Source organism: Streptomyces sp. NPDC060205 (assembly GCF_042728395.1).
Lineage (GTDB): Bacteria > Actinomycetota > Actinomycetes > Streptomycetales > Streptomycetaceae > Streptomyces.
Genome location: NZ_JBHWZP010000018.1, coordinates 22,855 through 39,054 on the forward strand (window position 1 = coordinate 22,855; position 16,200 = coordinate 39,054).

The 16,200-nt window shown below is 71.6% G+C and carries 12 protein-coding genes; 2 read left to right on the forward strand and 10 right to left on the reverse strand.

Annotated features, from left to right (window positions below; all coding sequences use genetic code 11):
* Nucleotides 1–64: 64 nt before the first annotated feature.
* The 4 genes from rpmF to ACFWGJ_RS05230 form a co-directional block, all read right to left on the reverse strand.
* Nucleotides 65–235 carry a 50S ribosomal protein L32 gene (gene rpmF, locus ACFWGJ_RS05215; RefSeq protein ID WP_387321162.1) on the reverse strand — a complete coding sequence of 57 codons (171 nt, stop codon included), beginning with the start codon at nt 233–235 and terminating at the stop codon, nt 65–67.
* A gap of 57 nt (nt 236–292) precedes the next feature.
* Nucleotides 293–1,738 carry an aldehyde dehydrogenase family protein gene (locus ACFWGJ_RS05220; protein WP_387321164.1) on the reverse strand — a complete coding sequence of 482 codons (1,446 nt, stop codon included), beginning with the start codon at nt 1,736–1,738 and terminating at the stop codon, nt 293–295.
* A gap of 562 nt (nt 1,739–2,300) precedes the next feature.
* Entirely contained in the window at nt 2,301–4,016 is a 1,716-nt protein-coding gene (locus ACFWGJ_RS05225; protein WP_387321166.1) for a PucR family transcriptional regulator, read from the reverse strand.
* A gap of 209 nt (nt 4,017–4,225) precedes the next feature.
* Nucleotides 4,226–6,355, reverse strand: coding sequence for an ATP-binding protein (locus tag ACFWGJ_RS05230; protein WP_387321218.1), 2,130 nt, complete (start codon nt 6,353–6,355; stop codon nt 4,226–4,228).
* Between the two features lie 265 nt (nt 6,356–6,620).
* Between ACFWGJ_RS05230 and gabT the strand changes: the two genes are divergently transcribed.
* Together gabT and ACFWGJ_RS05240 are read left to right on the forward strand one after the other, a co-directional pair.
* Nucleotides 6,621–7,955 carry a 4-aminobutyrate--2-oxoglutarate transaminase gene (gene gabT / locus ACFWGJ_RS05235; protein WP_387321168.1) on the forward strand — a complete coding sequence of 445 codons (1,335 nt, stop codon included), beginning with the start codon at nt 6,621–6,623 and terminating at the stop codon, nt 7,953–7,955.
* A 594-nt stretch (nt 7,956–8,549) separates the two neighbouring features.
* A complete protein-coding gene (locus ACFWGJ_RS05240) occupies nt 8,550–9,248 on the forward strand; it encodes a phosphatase PAP2 family protein (protein WP_387321170.1) in 699 nt (232 codons plus the stop codon).
* On the opposite strand, the gene ACFWGJ_RS05245 is transcribed toward ACFWGJ_RS05240, so the two are convergent.
* The 6 genes from ACFWGJ_RS05245 to ACFWGJ_RS05270 all read right to left on the reverse strand — a co-directional run bounded on the left by ACFWGJ_RS05245 (nt 9,236) and on the right by ACFWGJ_RS05270 (nt 16,196).
* Nucleotides 9,236–11,071 carry a chitinase gene (locus ACFWGJ_RS05245; protein WP_387321171.1) on the reverse strand — a complete coding sequence of 612 codons (1,836 nt, stop codon included), beginning with the start codon at nt 11,069–11,071 and terminating at the stop codon, nt 9,236–9,238. The genes ACFWGJ_RS05240 and ACFWGJ_RS05245 overlap by 13 nt on opposite strands.
* A 125-nt stretch (nt 11,072–11,196) precedes the next feature.
* On the reverse strand, nt 11,197–11,682 hold the full coding sequence (locus ACFWGJ_RS05250) for a hypothetical protein (RefSeq protein ID WP_387321173.1): 486 nt from the start codon (nt 11,680–11,682) through the stop codon (nt 11,197–11,199).
* 112 nt (nt 11,683–11,794) lie between these two features.
* On the reverse strand, nt 11,795–13,237 hold the full coding sequence (locus ACFWGJ_RS05255; protein ID WP_387321175.1) for an NAD(P)/FAD-dependent oxidoreductase: 1,443 nt from the start codon (nt 13,235–13,237) through the stop codon (nt 11,795–11,797).
* Between the two features lie 29 nt (nt 13,238–13,266).
* The gene (locus ACFWGJ_RS05260) at nt 13,267–14,067 is read right to left on the reverse strand and encodes an ABC transporter permease (protein ID WP_107021769.1); all 801 of its coding nucleotides are present in this window, start codon (nt 14,065–14,067) and stop codon (nt 13,267–13,269) included.
* Nucleotides 14,068–14,997 carry an ABC transporter permease gene (locus tag ACFWGJ_RS05265; RefSeq protein ID WP_387321177.1) on the reverse strand — a complete coding sequence of 310 codons (930 nt, stop codon included), beginning with the start codon at nt 14,995–14,997 and terminating at the stop codon, nt 14,068–14,070.
* On the reverse strand, nt 14,997–16,196 hold the full coding sequence (locus ACFWGJ_RS05270) for an ABC transporter ATP-binding protein (protein ID WP_387321220.1): 1,200 nt from the start codon (nt 16,194–16,196) through the stop codon (nt 14,997–14,999). Before ACFWGJ_RS05270 ends, ACFWGJ_RS05265 begins: the two co-directional genes overlap by 1 nt.
* Nucleotides 16,197–16,200: the final 4 nt, after the last annotated feature.

Genomic DNA, 16,200 nt, shown 5'->3' on the forward strand with positions numbered 1-16,200 from the left:
GCCGGGCCCCTTCGCCCGCGGGTGCGGGGGTCACCCCTCGGGCTGGTTCACCCTTGCGGTTCGATCACCCCTCGGGCCGGATGAGCCCGCGCTCGTAGGCGCGGATCAGGCGGCGGGGCACGGCGTACTCGCGCCCGTCGAGGTGGAAGGGGACGAGATCGGGCGTCGCCGCCTTCCACTGGGACCTGCGGTGCCGGGTGTTGGATCGGGACATCTTGCGCTTCGGAACGGCCATGCCCGGCACACTACATGAAAACGATTGTCAGTAGCCATAGGGTCCCGAGGTCCGGTCTCAGAGAGCGAGCCCCGTGAGGACCAGGACGCGCTCGTAGGTGTAGTCGTCCATGGCGAACCGCACGCCCTCGCGCCCGACACCGGACTCCTTGACCCCGCCGTACGGCATCTGGTCGGCGCGGTAGGAGGGCACGTCGCCGATCACCACACCGCCCACCTCCAGCGCCCGGTGGGCCCGGAAGGCGGTCTGCACGTCGTGGGTGAACACCCCGGCCTGGAGCCCGTACTTCGACGAGTTGACGGCGGCGAAGGCGGCGGCCTCCCCGTCGACCTTCTGCACGGTGAGGACGGGCCCGAAGACCTCTTCGCAGGCGATCGTCACGTCGGCCGGTACGCCCGCCAGCACGGTCGGCGCGTACGAGGCGCCGTCGCGCTTGCCGCCGGCGAGCAGCTCGGCCCCGGCCGCGACGGCCTCGTCGACCCACGACTCGACCCGCTTGGCGGCGTCCTCGCTGACCAGCGGGCCGACATCGGTCGTGTCGTCGGACGGGTCCCCGGTCACCTGGGCCTCGACCGCCGCGACGATCCGGGGCAGCAGCCGGTCGTACACCGACGCGTCCGCGATGACCCGCTGCACGGAAATGCAGGACTGGCCGCCCTGGTAGTTGCTGAAGGTCGCGATGCGGGTGGCGGCCCAGTCGAGGTCCTGGTCGCTCGCCCAGTCGCCGAGCACGACGGCCGCGCCGTTGCCGCCCAGCTCCAGCGTGAGGTGCTTGCGCGGTACGGAGTCCATGATCGCGTAACCGACCTTGTCGGACCCGGTGAAGGAGATCACGGGCAGCCGCTCGTCCTGCACCAGCGCGGGCATCTTGTCGTTGGCCACGGGCAGCACGGACCAGGAGCCGGCCGGCAGGTCCGTCTCGGCCAGCAGCTCGCCGAGGACCAGGCCGCTGAGCGGGGTCGCGGGGGCGGGCTTGAGGATGATGGGCGCGCCCGCCGCGATGGCCGGGGCGATCTTGTGAGCGCACAGGTTGAGCGGGAAGTTGAAGGGGGCGATGCCGAGCACGACGCCCTTCGGGAAGCGCCGGGTGAGCGCGAGCCGGCCCTGGCCGCCCGCGTCGGTGTCCAGCCGCTGGGCCTCGCCGCCGTTGAACCGGCGGGCCTCCTCAGCCGCGAACCGGAACACGGACACGGCCCGGCCGACCTCGCCGCGGGCCCACTTGAGCGGCTTGCCGTTCTCGGCGGAGATGAGCCGGGCGATCTCCTCGGTGCGCTCCACGAGCCGCTTGCTCACGTGGTCCAGGGCGGCGGCCCGTACGTGGGCGGGGGTGGCGGCGAACTCGTCGCGCACGGCGTGGGCGGCGGCGACGGCCTCCTCGACCTGCGCGTCGCTCGGCACACCGACCTTGCCGACGAGGTGCCCGTCCCAGGGCGAGGTGACGTCGAAGGTGGCCTCACCGGTGGCCTGACGCCCGGCAAGCCAGAAGGCATGGGTGGAAGTCATGAGGTCCCCGCCCCTTCCATGAAGTAGGTCAACTGCTGGACGCCTCCACGGTAGGCCCGTGGCTGCCGGGGGCCACTTGTCCACGAAGGAGCACTGTTCATGAACATGGCTCCACTTCGTCAAGGGGGCCTGCCTTCAGGGGCGCGGGGAACGGCGCGACCGGCCCCCACCGGCCTGCAGCCGAAAAGATTGCGCAGTTCCCCGCGCCCCTATGAGGTCGGTGGCTCGGGGGGATCGTCGGCCGCGGGCCGGTGGGGGTTGAGCGCGCAGTTCCCCGCGCCCCTAAGGGGTCGGGGGCTCGGGCAGGTCGTTGGCCGGAGGCCGGTGGGGGTTGAGCGCGCCGCTCGGGCCGTTCGTTGGCCGGAGGCCGGTGGGGGGCGAGCGTGCCGCTCGGGCCGTCGTCGGCCGCGGGTCTGTGGGGGTTGCGCGCGCCGTTCCTCGCGCCCCTAGGGGGCCTTCAGGGGCGCGGGGAACTGCGCAGTCTTTTAGGGGCGCGGGGAACTGCGCAAAGACCCCAGCCCCCACTCACCCGCACCCATCAACAGCCGCGGCCGAAGCCGGCCTACTCCCCCGCAGACGCCGTCACGGCAGCCGTCGCCTTCAGGGCCAGCCACAGCTCCATCCGTACGTCCGGGTCGTCCAGCGACCGCCCGAGGATCTCCTCGACCCGCCGCATCCGGTACCGCAGCGTATGCCGATGCACCCCCAGATCCGCCGCGGCCGCATCCCACTGCCCGTGCCGCGACAACCACGCCCGCAGCGAGGCGACCAGATCCCCCCGCCCGGTCGCGTCGTGCTCGCGCAGCGCCCGCAGCAGCCCGTCCGCGAACGCCCGCACCGCGTCGTCCGCGAGCAACGGCACCACGGACCCCGTGGCCACCTCTTCGTGCTCGACCAGCACCCGCCCCCGCCGCCGCGCGACGGACAGCGCCTGCTCGGCCTGCTTGTAGGCGGCCCCGGCGGCGACCGGCCCGGCGGGCGCGGACACGCCCACGACCAGCTCGTCCTCGTCGGTCCCCTGCTCGGAACCGCTCCGCGCGATACCGACGGTGTGCGCGTACCGCGTGCAGGCGGTGACGACCGCGCCCCCGTCCGCGGCGAGCACCACGAGCCGCCGTTCCCCGTCGGGCACGATCAGCACGGCCTCCCCGGACCGGGCCGCCGCGGCTTCCGCGACCTCGACGAACCCGCCCACCAGATCGCCCCCGGCCTCGGCGAGCACGACCGAGGCCGCCTCGACCCCGTCCGGGTCGGCCCCGTCGGAGTCGGCGTCGGCACCGCCCCTGGCCCGCGCCCGCCCGGCGGACGCGGAGGCGGCCTCGGCGAGCATCATCCGGTAGGGCGCGTCGAGCAGCCCGCCGTACAGGTCCCCGGCCACCCCGCGGGCGTGGTCGGGCTGCCCGGCGAGCAGCATGCGCAGCACGGCGGCGCCGATCCGCTGTTCGGCGGCGTACAGCGAACGGGACCGTTCCGTGACGAGGGTCAGCAGGGCAATCGCGGAGTGCACGGCGTAGCGCTCGGCCGTGCCCAGCGCGGACGCGGTGCCGACAGCGAGCGCGCCACGGGAGCGGCGCCCGGTCCCCAGCGAGTGCAGTTCGATCCGGTCCTCGCCGTCCGTGCCGTCCGTGCCGTCCGCGGGCCCCCCGCCGACGACGGAGCTGGCCGGCGCGGGCCGGTCGCGCAGCCGCTCCACGTCCTCGATGATCCGGGCGGCCCTGCGGCCGGCCCACTCCGGCGCGGTGGCGACGACGGCACCGGAGGCGTCGTACAGCGCGGCCCAGCCGTCGACCTGGGAGGCGAGCGCGGACAGCAGCCCTTCGGGTCCGTCGCTCAGCGCCTGTCTGGTCAGTTCGCGCTGAGCGGCGAACCCCGCGGTCACCGCCCGGTACTGGTCGGCGGCGATGGCCGCGGAGACGGCCTTGCTGATGGCGAGGAAGGGGGTGCGCCGGGGGACCTCCAGGAGCGGCAGGCCCTCTTCCGCCGCGGCGTCGGCCAGGGCGTCGGGGATCTTCTCGTAGTGCACGCCGACGGCGAAGCCGAGCCCGGCCACTCCCGCTCCGACCAGCCGCTGCACATAGCGGCGCATGGCGTCGGCGTCCTCGGCGTCCAGCTTGAGCGCCGTGATGAGGAGGAGTTCCCCGCCCTCCATGTAGGGCACGGGGTCGGTGAGCTCGCTGGCGTGCACCCAGCGCACGGGCGTGTCCAGCCGTTCCCTGCCCGCGCGCACGGTGAGCTTGAGCGCCGAGTGGTGGACGAGCGAGGCGAGCGTGGGTGGCATGGGACCTTCAGGTCTTCACGGGTTCTTCGACAGTCATGGACGAAGTGATGACGAGGTGATCTTTTGGCCGCGATGTATGAACGACCTCTACCGATTCTGCCTCACCGTACGGTCGACCCGTGACCATATGTCCAGACGTCCTGCCGGATGCGCCCGCGCACACCCCCCAGGAGCCCCACCGGCCCTCTACGCACCGCGGCTGTCGCCACTCAGGCTTCCGCTCCCGGGTTCCGCAGATCCACCAGGAGCGGGGGCGCGTGCTCCCCGCGCACGCTGGTGAGTGAGAGCACCGCGTGCCCCGGTGGCACCGCGTGCGCCAGTTCGGACGCCGACCACCGTTCCCGTTCGACCTGGCGCACGGTCACGGCCCGGGCGGTCGGCGCGTTCCCGGTGATCACCCGGCGCAGCATGTGGACGGCCTTCCCGGCCGGTGTCTCCGCGATGATCTGCCGGTCGGTGACGTCCCGGGCCTCGATCCACTCCTTGCCCCAGACCTCCGCGAAGTCCTGCCCGTCCCACGGGGTGAGTCCGGACAGCGCCACCCGGCAGCCGATCGCGCCGAGCAGGGGCGAGCGCAGCGGGCGGGGCGCGTCGTCGAGCGTGCGCAGGGTCATCACGACCCCGGCGTTGGCGGAGCGCAGCCGCTGGATCCCTCGTACGGCATCGGGGGTGACGACGCCGGTGGCGTCGTCGAGCACGAGGCAGGCGAACAGGGACCGGTCCTCGCGGACCGCGACACTGGCCGCGAACTGGGCGAGCACGAGCCGCGACAGGATCCGTGAGGCATCCGCGTGCCCGCGCTGGGGCAGGTCGATCCGTACGCGTACGGGATGGTCCAGCGCGCGCAGCGAGAAGGGCCGGGTCTGTCCTGAGGTGTCGAAGAAGCCGGCGAAGGCGGGCCGGTCGAGCAGCGCCACCCGGTCGGCGAGCACCCCGCCCAGGTCGCCGGGCTGCCCCATCTGCCGCTCCCGTGCGTCGAGTTCCCGCAGCAGCGACTCCTGGCCGCCGTCGGTGAGCGCCTTGCGGAGCGCGCCGAGGGGGCCGGGCGCCCCGTCGAGGAGCTGCCGCAGTTCGGGCACGGAGGGAAAGCGTCCGTGGACGGCCCGGTACGGTCCGAGCAGCTGGGCGAGCACGGTGGTGGACCGCCGGCTGTCCCCGCTGGGGTGCGGGTCGGCGAGATCTCCGACCAGCGCCTCGGCGAGCACGGCCGCGGCCTCGTCCGGGTCGCTGGTGCCGCCGTACAGGTCGAGGTCGTACACGGACTCGGGGTTGCCGACCCGCACCACGACGTCGTACGCGTCCACCGGGCCGAGGCCTGCGCCCGCGGCTCCGACGACGACCACGGCCGCCCGTCCGGCGAGCGCGTGCAGGCACAGCGACTCCACCAGCGGCCAGACGACCCCGCCGGTCTTGCCGGAGCCGGCGGGCCCGACGGCGAGCAGCGAGGTCCCGAGCAGCTCGGGCCCGAGCGCCATCCCGGTGCCGCGGTAGGCGTACGGGTTGCGCGCGTCGTCGGCGGTCGTGCCGAGGCGCACCTGCCCCGTGACGAGGTCGTGCCGGGCCAGCCGGCCCGGCAGGTCCCGCTCGCCGGAAGGGTGCAGACAGGCGGCGGCGCCCTCGCGCAGCACGGCGCCGGTGAAGGTGGCGAGGCTGTGGCGTCCGCTGCGCACGCCCTGCCAGGCGCGGGTGATGCGGGCGTGGTCGACGTCGCTCATCAGCCCGGCCCGCGCGTCGGAGCCGAGCCGGTCGGCGGCGTCGGCGGCTCCGGCGGCGCGCAGGGCGTTCCACTGCGCGGGGTCCTCCTCGGGCACGGGGGGCCGGTCGTCGACGGGTGCGGCCCGGCGCCAGGCGGGGGGCCCGTACCGGCGCCAGACCTCGCCCCACCGGCCGAGCCGTCCGACGCCGATCATGATGCCGAGCGCCACGGCCACGTAGTAGGCGTAGACGACCACGACGGAGGCGAAGCTGTGCGGCTGGGCCCAGGAGTCCGGGATCATCGCGTACAGCGGCAGCAGCCACCAGCCGCCGAGGTAGCCGTTCCACAGCAGCGACCAGATCAGGTAGCCGACGAGGAACGCGATGAACGCGCCGCTGAGCAGCTGCCGGGCGGGGATCTGCTCCGGCTCCACCTCCGGCCGCGGCCGGTGGCCGAACCGCCACACGCCCGGTGCGGCCTCGGGCCGGGGCGTGCGCAGCCAGCTGAGGAAGGCGGATCCGTCCGGCCGCGGCGGTCCGCCGGGGGCCTGTGTGGGCCGCGGCGGCACCCGGGGCGGTCCGGCCGGCCGCGGCACACGATCGGCGTGTGTGCCCCGTGCGTCGTGCGTGCCGTCGCTGTCCATCGCCTCTGCCACCCCTGACCAGCCGCTCCGTACGTGGTTGCGAGTCAATCTAACGCCCTCACAAGGGGAGTTCACCGCTTACCCGGCCGGGTGCGCGACGAGACGGACCCCGCCCCCTTGGACGTTCCCCGGCCACGCCATGTCCAACACGGACAAGCGGCTTCTCCGACACCGCCCAGATGGAGCATGCCCACCCCCCGCACCCGGCCCTAGCCTGCGAGGAAGGAAACCCGTCAGCCCGTCGCACGACCCCAGGGAGCCCCTCATGAGCGCAGTTCCGCAGGAGCGCCGCATCGTCACCGCCATTCCCGGCCCGAAGTCGCAGGAGCTGCAGGCGCGCCGCAGCGCCGCGGTCGCGGCCGGTGTGGGGTCCGTGCTGCCCGTCTTCACCGCGCGCGCCGGCGGCGGCATCCTGGAGGACGTCGACGGGAACCGGCTCATCGACTTCGGTTCCGGTATCGCCGTGACGTCCGTCGGTGCCTCCGCCGAGGCCGTCGTACGCCGGGCCGCCGCCCAGCTCCAGGACTTCACCCACACCTGTTTCATGGTCACGCCGTACGAGGGGTACGTGGCGGTCGCCGAGGCGCTCGCCGAGCTGACGCCCGGGGACCACGCCAAGAAGAGCGCCCTGTTCAACAGCGGCGCCGAGGCCGTCGAGAACGCCGTCAAGATCGCGCGTGCCTACACCAAGCGGCAGGCGGTCGTCGTCTTCGACCACGGCTACCACGGGCGCACGAACCTCACGATGGCGCTGACCGCGAAGAACATGCCGTACAAGCACGGCTTCGGGCCGTTCGCGCCCGAGGTCTACCGCGTCCCGGTGGCGTACGGCTACCGCTGGCCGACCGGTCCGGACAACGCGGGCGCCGAGGCCGCCGCGCAGGCCATCGACGAGATCACCAAGCAGGTCGGTCCGGACAACGTGGCCGCGATCATCATCGAGCCGGTGCTCGGCGAGGGCGGCTTCATCGAGCCCGCCAAGGGCTTCCTGCCGGCCCTGAGCAAGTTCGCGGCCGACAACGGCATCGTCTTCGTCGCCGACGAGATCCAGTCCGGGTTCTGCCGTACGGGCCAGTGGTTCGCGTGCGAGGACGAGGGCATCGTCCCGGACCTGATCACCACCGCCAAGGGCATCGCGGGCGGTCTGCCGCTCGCCGCCGTGACGGGCCGCGCCGAGATCATGGACGCCGCGCACGCGGGCGGCCTGGGCGGCACCTACGGCGGCAACCCGGTCGCCTGCGCCGGTGCGCTCGGCTCCATCGAGACGATGAAGGAGCTGGACCTCAACGCGAAGGCGAAGAACATCGAGGCCGTCATGAAGGCCCGGCTGGGCGCGATGGCCGAGAAGTTCGACATCATCGGCGACGTCCGCGGGCGCGGCGCGATGATCGCGATCGAACTGGTCAAGGACCGTACGACGAAGGAGCCGAACGCGGAGGCGACCGCCGCGCTGGCCAAGGCCTGCCACCAGGAGGGCCTGCTGGTCCTTACCTGTGGCACCTATGGGAACGTGCTGCGGTTCCTGCCGCCGCTGGTCATCGGCGAGGACCTGCTGACCGAGGGACTGGACATCATCGAGCAGGCTTTCGCCCGCATCTGAGCGGGGCCGGCCTCATCGGATTGCCGCCGGGGCCGTCCGTTCTGTCGCAGGAGCGGGGCGTGTGAAGAAGGTGTGCGAGGTGCATGGCGGGAAGGGAATCCTTCTGTCGGACGCGCTTTCGCTGTCGTAGGTTCTACGCAGATGAGAGATGCACCCCGCCCACAGGGGACTGTGGGCGGCATCAGGACGGGGCCTCCCCAGCTTCGCCCTGGTCGTGCCTTCGCGCACACAACCGGAGCCTTGAGCTCCGGGTCTCCTCACCGATCGGACAGTCGCTCGCCCCAAACCCCCCGGGGCGCGCGACAACCCGGTCAGAACCACCGAAGGGCTTGCACCTACCCCCCCTGGTGCAAGCCTTTCGGCGTGTCCGGGGTCAGTTCCCCGGGCCCGCGCCACGGGACGGCTTCCGCCGGGGGGATGTGATTTCGACTGCGGGTCCGTCGTGGCTGGCCGCGCAGTTCCCCGCGCCCCTTGCGGGGGTCGGTCCGGGGTGGGGTCGCTGTCTTGCCGAGCGCGGCTCTCGTCGTGGCCAGCCGCGCAGTTCCTCGCGCCCCTGACGGGGCCCGGTGCTGATGTGCTGGCACGCTGTATCGCATGATCAGTGACCCCGAAAGCGGCCGCCGTGGTGAAACCTCACCCGATGCGGGAGGTCGTGCCCGGGTCCTTGCTTCGTTCGGTCTTCTTCTCCTCTTCGGTCTGCTCACCTGGCAGGTGTCCGTCGACGGGGCCGTGCGGCGCGGGGACGAGCGGCTTGCGCGGGTGGTCGAGGGGAGCCGCCTGCCGACGGGTGCCGCCGAGTTCCTCGCGGATCTCGGCAACATCGCGGTCGCCGTCCCGGTCCTGGCCGCGGTCGCCGCGTACGTCGCCTGGCGGGCCCGGCGCGCGGCCCTCCCCCGCTGGTGGCTGCCGCCGCTCGCGGCCCTGGTCACCCTGGCCGTCGTACCCCTCCTGGTCGTCCCCCTGAAGGAGGCCGTCGGCCGCACCGGCCCGCCCGGCATGGCGGGCGACGGCTACTACCCCTCGGGCCACACCGCGACCGCCGCCGTCGCGTACGGAGCCGCCGTCCTCCTCCTGCTCCCCTGGCTCCGCAACCGCTACCTGCGCCGTGAACTCACCATCGCCTGTCTGGTCCTGGTGGCAGCCGTGAGCTTCGGCCTGGTCCGCCGCGGCTACCACTGGCCGCTGGACGTGGTGGGGAGCTGGTGCCTGAGCGCCGTGCTGCTGCTGGGGCTCACGAGGTTCCTGACCAGAACCAGAACCACCAGCAGCAGCACAGTCACTCAGCCGAAGTAGCCGTCGAAGTTCTTCGAGAACTCCCAGCCGCCGAAGCGGTCCCAGTTGATCGACCACGTCATCAGGCCGCGCAGGGCGGGCCAGGTGCCGTGGGTCGCGTACGAGCCGCAGTTGGTCTTCTTCGTCAGGCAGTCCAGGGCCTTGTCGGTCTCGGACGACGGTACGTGGCCGTTGCCCGCGTTCGTCGTGGCCGGCATGCCGATGGCCACCTGGTCGGGGCGCAGCGGCGGGAAGACGTTGGCCGCGTCGCCCGCCACCGGGAAGCCGGTGAGGAGCATGTCGGTCATGGCGATGTGGAAGTCGGCGCCGCCCATGGAGTGGTACTGGTTGTCGAGGCCCATGATCGGGCCGGAGTTGTAGTCCTGGACGTGCAGCAGCGTCAGGTCGTCGCGCAGGGCGTGGATGACCGGGAGGTAGGCGCCGGCGCGCGGGTCCTGGCCGCCCCACTTGCCCGTTCCGTAGTACTGGTAGCCGAGCTGCACGAAGAACGTCTCCGGGGCCATCGTCAGGACGAAGTCGTCGCCGTACTTGGCCTTGAGGGTCTTGAGCGCCGATATGAGGTTCACGATCACCGGGGTCTTCGGGTTCTTGAAGTCGGTGTCGTCGGCGTTCAGGGAGAGCGAGTGGCCCTCGAAGTCGATGTCCAGGCCGTCGAGCCCGTACGCGTCGATGATCTTCGAGACCGAGGAGACGAACGTGTCGCGGGCCGCCGTGGTCGTCAGCTGCACCTGGCCGTTCTGGCCGCCGATCGAGATGAGGACCTTCTTGCCGGCGGCCTGCTTCGCCTTGATCGCCGCCTTGAACTCGGCGTCGGACTCGACCCCGGGGCACTCGGCCGCCGGGCAGCGGTCGAAGCGGATGTCGCCCGAGGTCACCGAGGTCGGTTCGCCGAAGGCCAGGTCGATGACGTCCCAGCTGTCGGGGACGTCGGCCATCCGCGTGTAGCCGGAGCCGTTGGCGAAGCTCGCGTGGAGGTAGCCGACCAGGGCGTGGGCGGGCAGGTCGGCGGGGCCGCCGCCGCCCGGGCCCGCCGCGGTGGTCGCTGTGACGACCGGGGACTTCGCGGACTCCCCGGCGGCGTTCACGGCGGTGACCTGGAAGGAGTACGCGGTCGAGGGGCTGAGGCCGGTGACGTTGGCCGACGTCCCGGTGGGCGTCTGGATCTTCGTCCCGTTGCGGTAGACCGCGTAGCCCGTCGCGCCCTGTACCGCGGGCCAGGACAGGCCGACGGCGGTGGACGTGACCGTGCCGACCGTGGGGGCGGTGGGCGCGGCCGGCGGCTGCACCGCGTCGCCGCCGGGGCCGACCAGGGAGATGTCGTCGGCGTGGTAGGCGCCGGTGCCGTACCAGCCGTGCGTGTAGATCGTGACGCGGGTGGTGGTGGGGCCGGTGCGGAAGGTCGTGGCGAGCCGCTGCCAGTCCGGCGCGGACTGGGTCCACGCGGAGACGTCGGTGGTGCCGGTGCCGCTCGCGCCGAGGTAGACGTAGGAGCCGCGGACGTGTCCGGCGAGCGTGTACTGGGAGTCCGGCTTGACCGTGACGGTCTGCGCGCACTGCGCGTTGTCGCTGCCGGCCGGGGTCGCCTGCAGCGCCGAGGCGCCGCTGCGGACGGGTGAGCCGACGACGGAACCCGCCGTGCAGGACCAGCCGTCGAGACCCGCTTCGAACCCGCCGTTGCGGGCCAGGTCCGCGTCGGCCGCACGGGCGGCCGACGAGAGCGCGGTCATACCGGGTACGGCCAGGACGGTGGCCGTACAGACGGCGAGGACGGATCTGCGAGCGGATCTGCGAACAGGTCCGGGAAGAGGTCTGGCGCGATCCACGACTGCCTCCTGGCGTGGGGGAGATGGAGGGTGGAGCGCGCTCAATTTGGTCCAGACCAATACGGTTGTCAAGACCTCCGGCAGCTATCCGCCGTCACGGTCACCCGTGGCCGAAGTCGTCGCACTCACCCCTCACCGAACCCGTCGCGGTCAATGGATCCGCCGCGCTCCTCGGTCGCCAGCCCCGCCGCCGCCTCGTGCATGGCCAGTTCCAGCAGCGCCGGGTCGGTGAGGGTGCCGGAGCCGTCCGGGGGGATCAGCCAGCGGACCCCGCCGGTGGAGCGCCCGGGATACGGGACGACGATCCACGTGCCGCGGCCCGCCGTGCGCACCCCCGTGCCCAGCCAGCGCGCGGCCGTCCCCGGCGGGACGAAGAAACCCATGCGCGCGTCACCGAAGTCGACGAGTACGGGACCTGGCTGGTCGAGCACCCGGGACAGCACGTCGAGCGTCGGATAGCCGAGCTGCCCCGGCAGGATGAGCACGTCCCAGACCTTGCCCGCCGGCAGCAGCGCGACCCCCATCGGGTTGCGCTCCCATTCGAAGCGGCAGGCATCGGGATCCGGTGCCACGGATGCCAGCCACTCGACCGCCGTCTTCGCCCCTGTCATGGCGGAACCTCCCTCTCTCGTGTCGACGCTGGTCGCGTCACAGGAGAGAGGGAGGCCCGGGCCCGGCATTACGCGGCTTTCGGCAATCACTCGGGAAAGTCGCCCGTACGGGTCAGCTGTCGAAGCCCAGACCCACCCGGTCCATCGTGCGCAGCCACAGATTGCGCCGGCCGCCGTGCGCGTCCGCGCGGGCGAGGGACCACTTGGTGAGCGCGATGCCCGTCCACGCGAACGGCTCGGGCGGGAAGGGCAGCGGCTTCCTGCGGACCATCTCCAGCGCCGTACGCTCCGTGCGCTCCCCCGCCAGCAGGTCGAGCATCACGTCCGCGCCGAACCGGGTCGCGCCGACCCCGAGGCCCGTGTAGCCGGCCGCGTAGGCGACCCGGCCCCCGTGCGCGGTGCCGAAGAAGGCCGAGAAACGGGAGCACGTGTCGATCGCGCCGCCCCAGGCGTGGGTGAAGCGCACGCCCTCCAGCTGCGGGAAGCAGGTGAAGAAGTGCCCGGCGAGCTTCGCGTACGTGTCCGGCCGGTCGTCGTACTCGGCGCGCACCCGGCCGCCGTACGGGTACACGGCGTCGTAGCCGCCCCACAGGATCCGGTTGTCGGCGGACAGCCGGAAGTAGTGGAACTGGTTCGCCGAGTCCCCGAGCCCCTGCCGGCCCTTCCAGCCGATCGAGTCGAGCTGCCCGGCGGTCAGCGGCTCGGTCATCAGCGCGTAGTCGTAGACCGGCACGGTGTACGGGCGCACGCGCTTGACCAGGTTCGGGAAGATGTTCGTGCCGAGGGCGACCCGGCGGGCGCGCACGCTCCCGTACGGCGTGCGTACGGCCATGCCCGCGCCGTACGCCTTCAGGGTGAGCGCGGGCGTGTTCTCGTACACGCGCACCCCCAGTCCGACGCAGGCGCGCTTGAGGCCCCAGGCGAGTTTGGCGGGGTGCAGCATGGCGACGCCCCGGCGGTCGTGCAGGCCGCCGAGGAAGGTCGGTGAGTTGACCTGCTCCCGTACGGCGTCGGCGTCCAGGTGCTCGACGCCGTCGGCGAGGCCGCGCTCCTTCAGCTCCTCGTGCCAGTCGCGCAGTTCGGCCGCCTGGTACGGCTCCGTCGCCACGTCGATCTCGCCGGTGCGCTCGAAGTCGCAGTCGAGGGAGTAGCGGGCGACGGTCGCCTCGATGCCGTCGAGGTTGCGGGCGCCCAGCTCCTCCAATTTGTGGATCTCGTCGGGCCAGCGGGTCAGACCGTTGGACAGGCCGTGGGTGAGGGAGGCGGCGCAGAATCCGCCGTTGCGGCCCGAGGCGGCCCAGCCCACCTCGCGGCCCTCCAGCAGGACCACCTCGCGCCCGGGGTCGCGCTCCTTGGCGAGGAGCGCGGTCCACAGTCCGCTGTAGCCACCGCCGACGACGAGCAGGTCGCAGGTCTCGGCGGCGGTGAGCGCGGGCTCGGGGCGGGGCTTGCCGGGGTCGTCCAGCCAGTACGAGAGCGGCTGGACGTCGGAGAGCGACTTCGCCCAGTTCTTGTCGGTCCGATCGTTGTTACGGCTCATGGCGCTCGGGGCCATGATTTCAACTCCCAACGAATGTAATGCGGTTATGCCTTCTGGCGGTTGCGGCGGTTTCCGATGACCATTCCGGCCAGCACGAACAGTACGGCGATCAGGAACATGGCCGTACCGATGACATTGATCTGAACGGGTGTTCCGCGCTGTGCGGAACCCCAGACGAACATCGGGAACGTGACGGTCGAACCGGCGTTGAAATTGGTGATGATGAAATCGTCGAAGGAGAGCGCGAAGGCGAGCAGCGCTCCCGCGGCGATCCCGGGCGCGGCGATGGGCAGCGTCACGCGCAGGAAGGTCTGCAGGGGTCCCGCGTACAGGTCCTGCGCGGCCTGTTCCAGGCGCGGGTCCATCGACATCACGCGGGCCTTCACGGCGGTGACGACGAAGCTCAGGCAGAACATGATGTGGGCGATGAGGATCGTCCAGAAGCCCAGCTGGGCGCCCAGGTTGAGGAAGAGCGTGAGCAGCGAGGCCGCCATGACGACCTCGGGCATCGCCATCGGCAGGAAGATCAGCGAGTTCACGGCGCCGCGAGCGCGGAAGCGGTAGCGGACGAGCGCGAAGGCGATCATCGTGCCGAGGACGGTGGCTCCCAGGGTCGCCCAGCCGGCGATCTGCAGGCTCAGCGAGAGCGAGCCGCAGAGGTCGGCGACCCCGCAGGGATCGGTCCAGGCGTCCGTGGAGAACTGCTGCCACTCGTAATTGAAGCGGCCCTTCGGATTGTTGAAGGAGAAGACGGTGACGACGATGTTGGGCAGCAGCAGATATCCGAGGGTCAGCAGACCCGCGATGACGACGAGACGGCTTCTGAACCAGCGCAAGAGGCCCATCTAAACCAGATCCTCCGTCCCGGACTTGCGGATGTAGAGCGTGACGATGGCCAGGATTCCCGCCATGAGAAGGAAGGAGAGGGCCGCGGCCGTCGGATAGTCGAGAATGCGCAGGAACTGCGTCTGGATGACGTTTCCGACCATGCGGGTGTCGGTGGAGCCGAGCAGATCGGCGTTCACGTAGTCGCCGCTCGCCGGGATGAACGTGAGCAGCGTCCCGGAGACGACCCCGGGCATCGACAGCGGGAAGGTCACCTTGCGGAAGGTGGTGAAGGGCCGCGCGTACAGATCGCCGGCCGCCTCGTGCAGCCGCCCGTCGATGCGTTCGAGGGAGGTGTAGAGCGGCAGGATCATGAACGGCAGGAAGTTGTACGTGAGACCGCAGACCACCGCGAGCGGGGTGGCCAGGACGCGGTCGCCCGCGGTGATGCCCAGCCAGCTCGTGACGTCCAGGACGTGCAGCGTGTTGAGGGCGCCGACGACCGGGCCGCTGTCCGCGAGGATCGTCTTCCAGGCGAGCGTACGGATCAGGAAGCTGGTGAAGAAGGGCGCGATGACCAGGATCAGGATCAAGTTGCGCCAGCGGCCCGCACGGAACGCGATGAGGTACGCGAGCGGGTAGCCGAGCAGCAGACACAGGAGCGTGGCGGTGCCCGCGTACACGATGGAGCGCAGGAACTGCGGCCAGTAGTCGGCGACCGCGTCCCAGTAGGTCGCGAAGTGCCAGGTGACCTGGTACCCGTCCTCAAGGGAGCCCGTCTGCACGGACGTGGAGGCCTGGTAGACCATCGGCAGCGCGAAGAAGACGACCAGCCACAGGATGCCGGGGAGCAGCAGCCAGTACGGGGTGAGGCGGCCTCTCCGGCGAGGAGGGCGCTCCTTCGGCGCGGGGGTGGGCGCCAGGGGTGGCGCGTCGGTGACGGTCGTCATCAGGCCGCCTCTTCCTCGACCGTTTCGATGCCCGCGTCGATGTCCTGGTCGGCGTCCAGGCCGAAGGTGTGCGCCGGGTTCCAGTGCAGGACCACCTCGGCGCCGGGGACGAGCCGAGGGTCGCGGTCGATGTTCTGGGCGTAGACCTCGAACTCCGGGCAGACCGGGCTGTCGATGACGTACTGCGTGGAGACGCCGATGAAACTGGAGTCGGCGATCGTGCCGGTGATGCGGTTGCGGCCCGCCGGGATCTCGCCCGCCTCGTCGGCGTGCGTGAGGGAGATCTTCTCGGGGCGGACGCCGACCAGGACCTTGCCGCCGGCCGTCGCGGGCGCCGAACATCGCGCGCCGGGCAGGACGAGTTTGCAGTCGCCCGCCCTGAGGACGATGTCGTCGCCGCTCCTGGCGTCGACCTCGGCCTCGATGAGGTTGGAGGTGCCGAGGAAGTTGGCGACAAACGTGGTCTGCGGGTTCTCGTAGAGGTCGGCGGGCGAGCCGAGCTGCTCGACACGGCCCGCGTTCATCACGGCGACCGTGTCGGCCATGGTCATGGCCTCCTCCTGGTCGTGCGTGACGTGGATGAACGTGATGCCGACCTCGGTCTGGATGCGCTTGAGCTCCAGCTGCATCTGGCGGCGCAGCTTGAGGTCGAGGGCGCCGAGGGGCTCGTCGAGGAGGAGCACCTTCGGGGTGTTGATCAGCGCGCGGGCCACGGCGACGCGCTGCTGCTGGCCGCCGGAGAGCTGGTGCGGCTTCTTGCGGGCCTGCTCGCCGAGCTGGACCAGGTCGAGCATCTCGCCGACCTGCTTCTTCACCGACTTGATGCCGCGCCGGCGCAGACCGAAGGCGACGTTCTCGAAGATGTCGAGGTGCGGGAAGAGGGCGTACGACTGGAAGACGGTGTTCACGGGCCGCTTGTACGGGGGCAGGTTCGTCACGTTCTGCTCGCCGAGGAAGACCGTTCCGGAGGAAGGTTCCTCCAGACCGGCGATCATGCGCAGCGTGGTGGTCTTGCCGCAGCCCGACGCTCCGAGGAGGGCGAAGAACGAGCCCTGGGGCACGGTCAGATCGAGCGGCCGGACGGCGGTGAAGGAGCCGTAGGTCTTGCTGATGCCGGAGAGGCGGACGTCGCCGCCGGCCTCCGTACCGCTCGTCGTGCCGTTCTTCGCGGTGCTCTTCGCACTGTTGTTGGTGGTCACGGTG

Coding starts and splice junctions, on each gene's coding strand:
- ACFWGJ_RS05255 (WP_387321175.1), bottom strand. CDS start 13,237: ATGGCCCCGAGCGCCATGAGCCGTAACAACGATCGGACCGACAAGAAC.
- ACFWGJ_RS05225 (WP_387321166.1), bottom strand. CDS start 4,016: ATGCCACCCACGCTCGCCTCGCTCGTCCACCACTCGGCGCTCAAGCTC.
- ACFWGJ_RS05250 (WP_387321173.1), bottom strand. CDS start 11,682: ATGACAGGGGCGAAGACGGCGGTCGAGTGGCTGGCATCCGTGGCACCG.
- ACFWGJ_RS05260 (WP_107021769.1), bottom strand. CDS start 14,067: ATGGGCCTCTTGCGCTGGTTCAGAAGCCGTCTCGTCGTCATCGCGGGT.
- ACFWGJ_RS05220 (WP_387321164.1), bottom strand. CDS start 1,738: ATGACTTCCACCCATGCCTTCTGGCTTGCCGGGCGTCAGGCCACCGGT.
- ACFWGJ_RS05230 (WP_387321218.1), bottom strand. CDS start 6,355: ATGGACAGCGACGGCACGCACGACGCACGGGGCACACACGCCGATCGT.
- gabT (WP_387321168.1), top strand. CDS start 6,621: ATGAGCGCAGTTCCGCAGGAGCGCCGCATCGTCACCGCCATTCCCGGC.
- ACFWGJ_RS05240 (WP_387321170.1), top strand. CDS start 8,550: ATGATCAGTGACCCCGAAAGCGGCCGCCGTGGTGAAACCTCACCCGAT.
- rpmF (WP_387321162.1), bottom strand. CDS start 235: ATGGCCGTTCCGAAGCGCAAGATGTCCCGATCCAACACCCGGCACCGC.
- ACFWGJ_RS05265 (WP_387321177.1), bottom strand. CDS start 14,997: ATGACGACCGTCACCGACGCGCCACCCCTGGCGCCCACCCCCGCGCCG.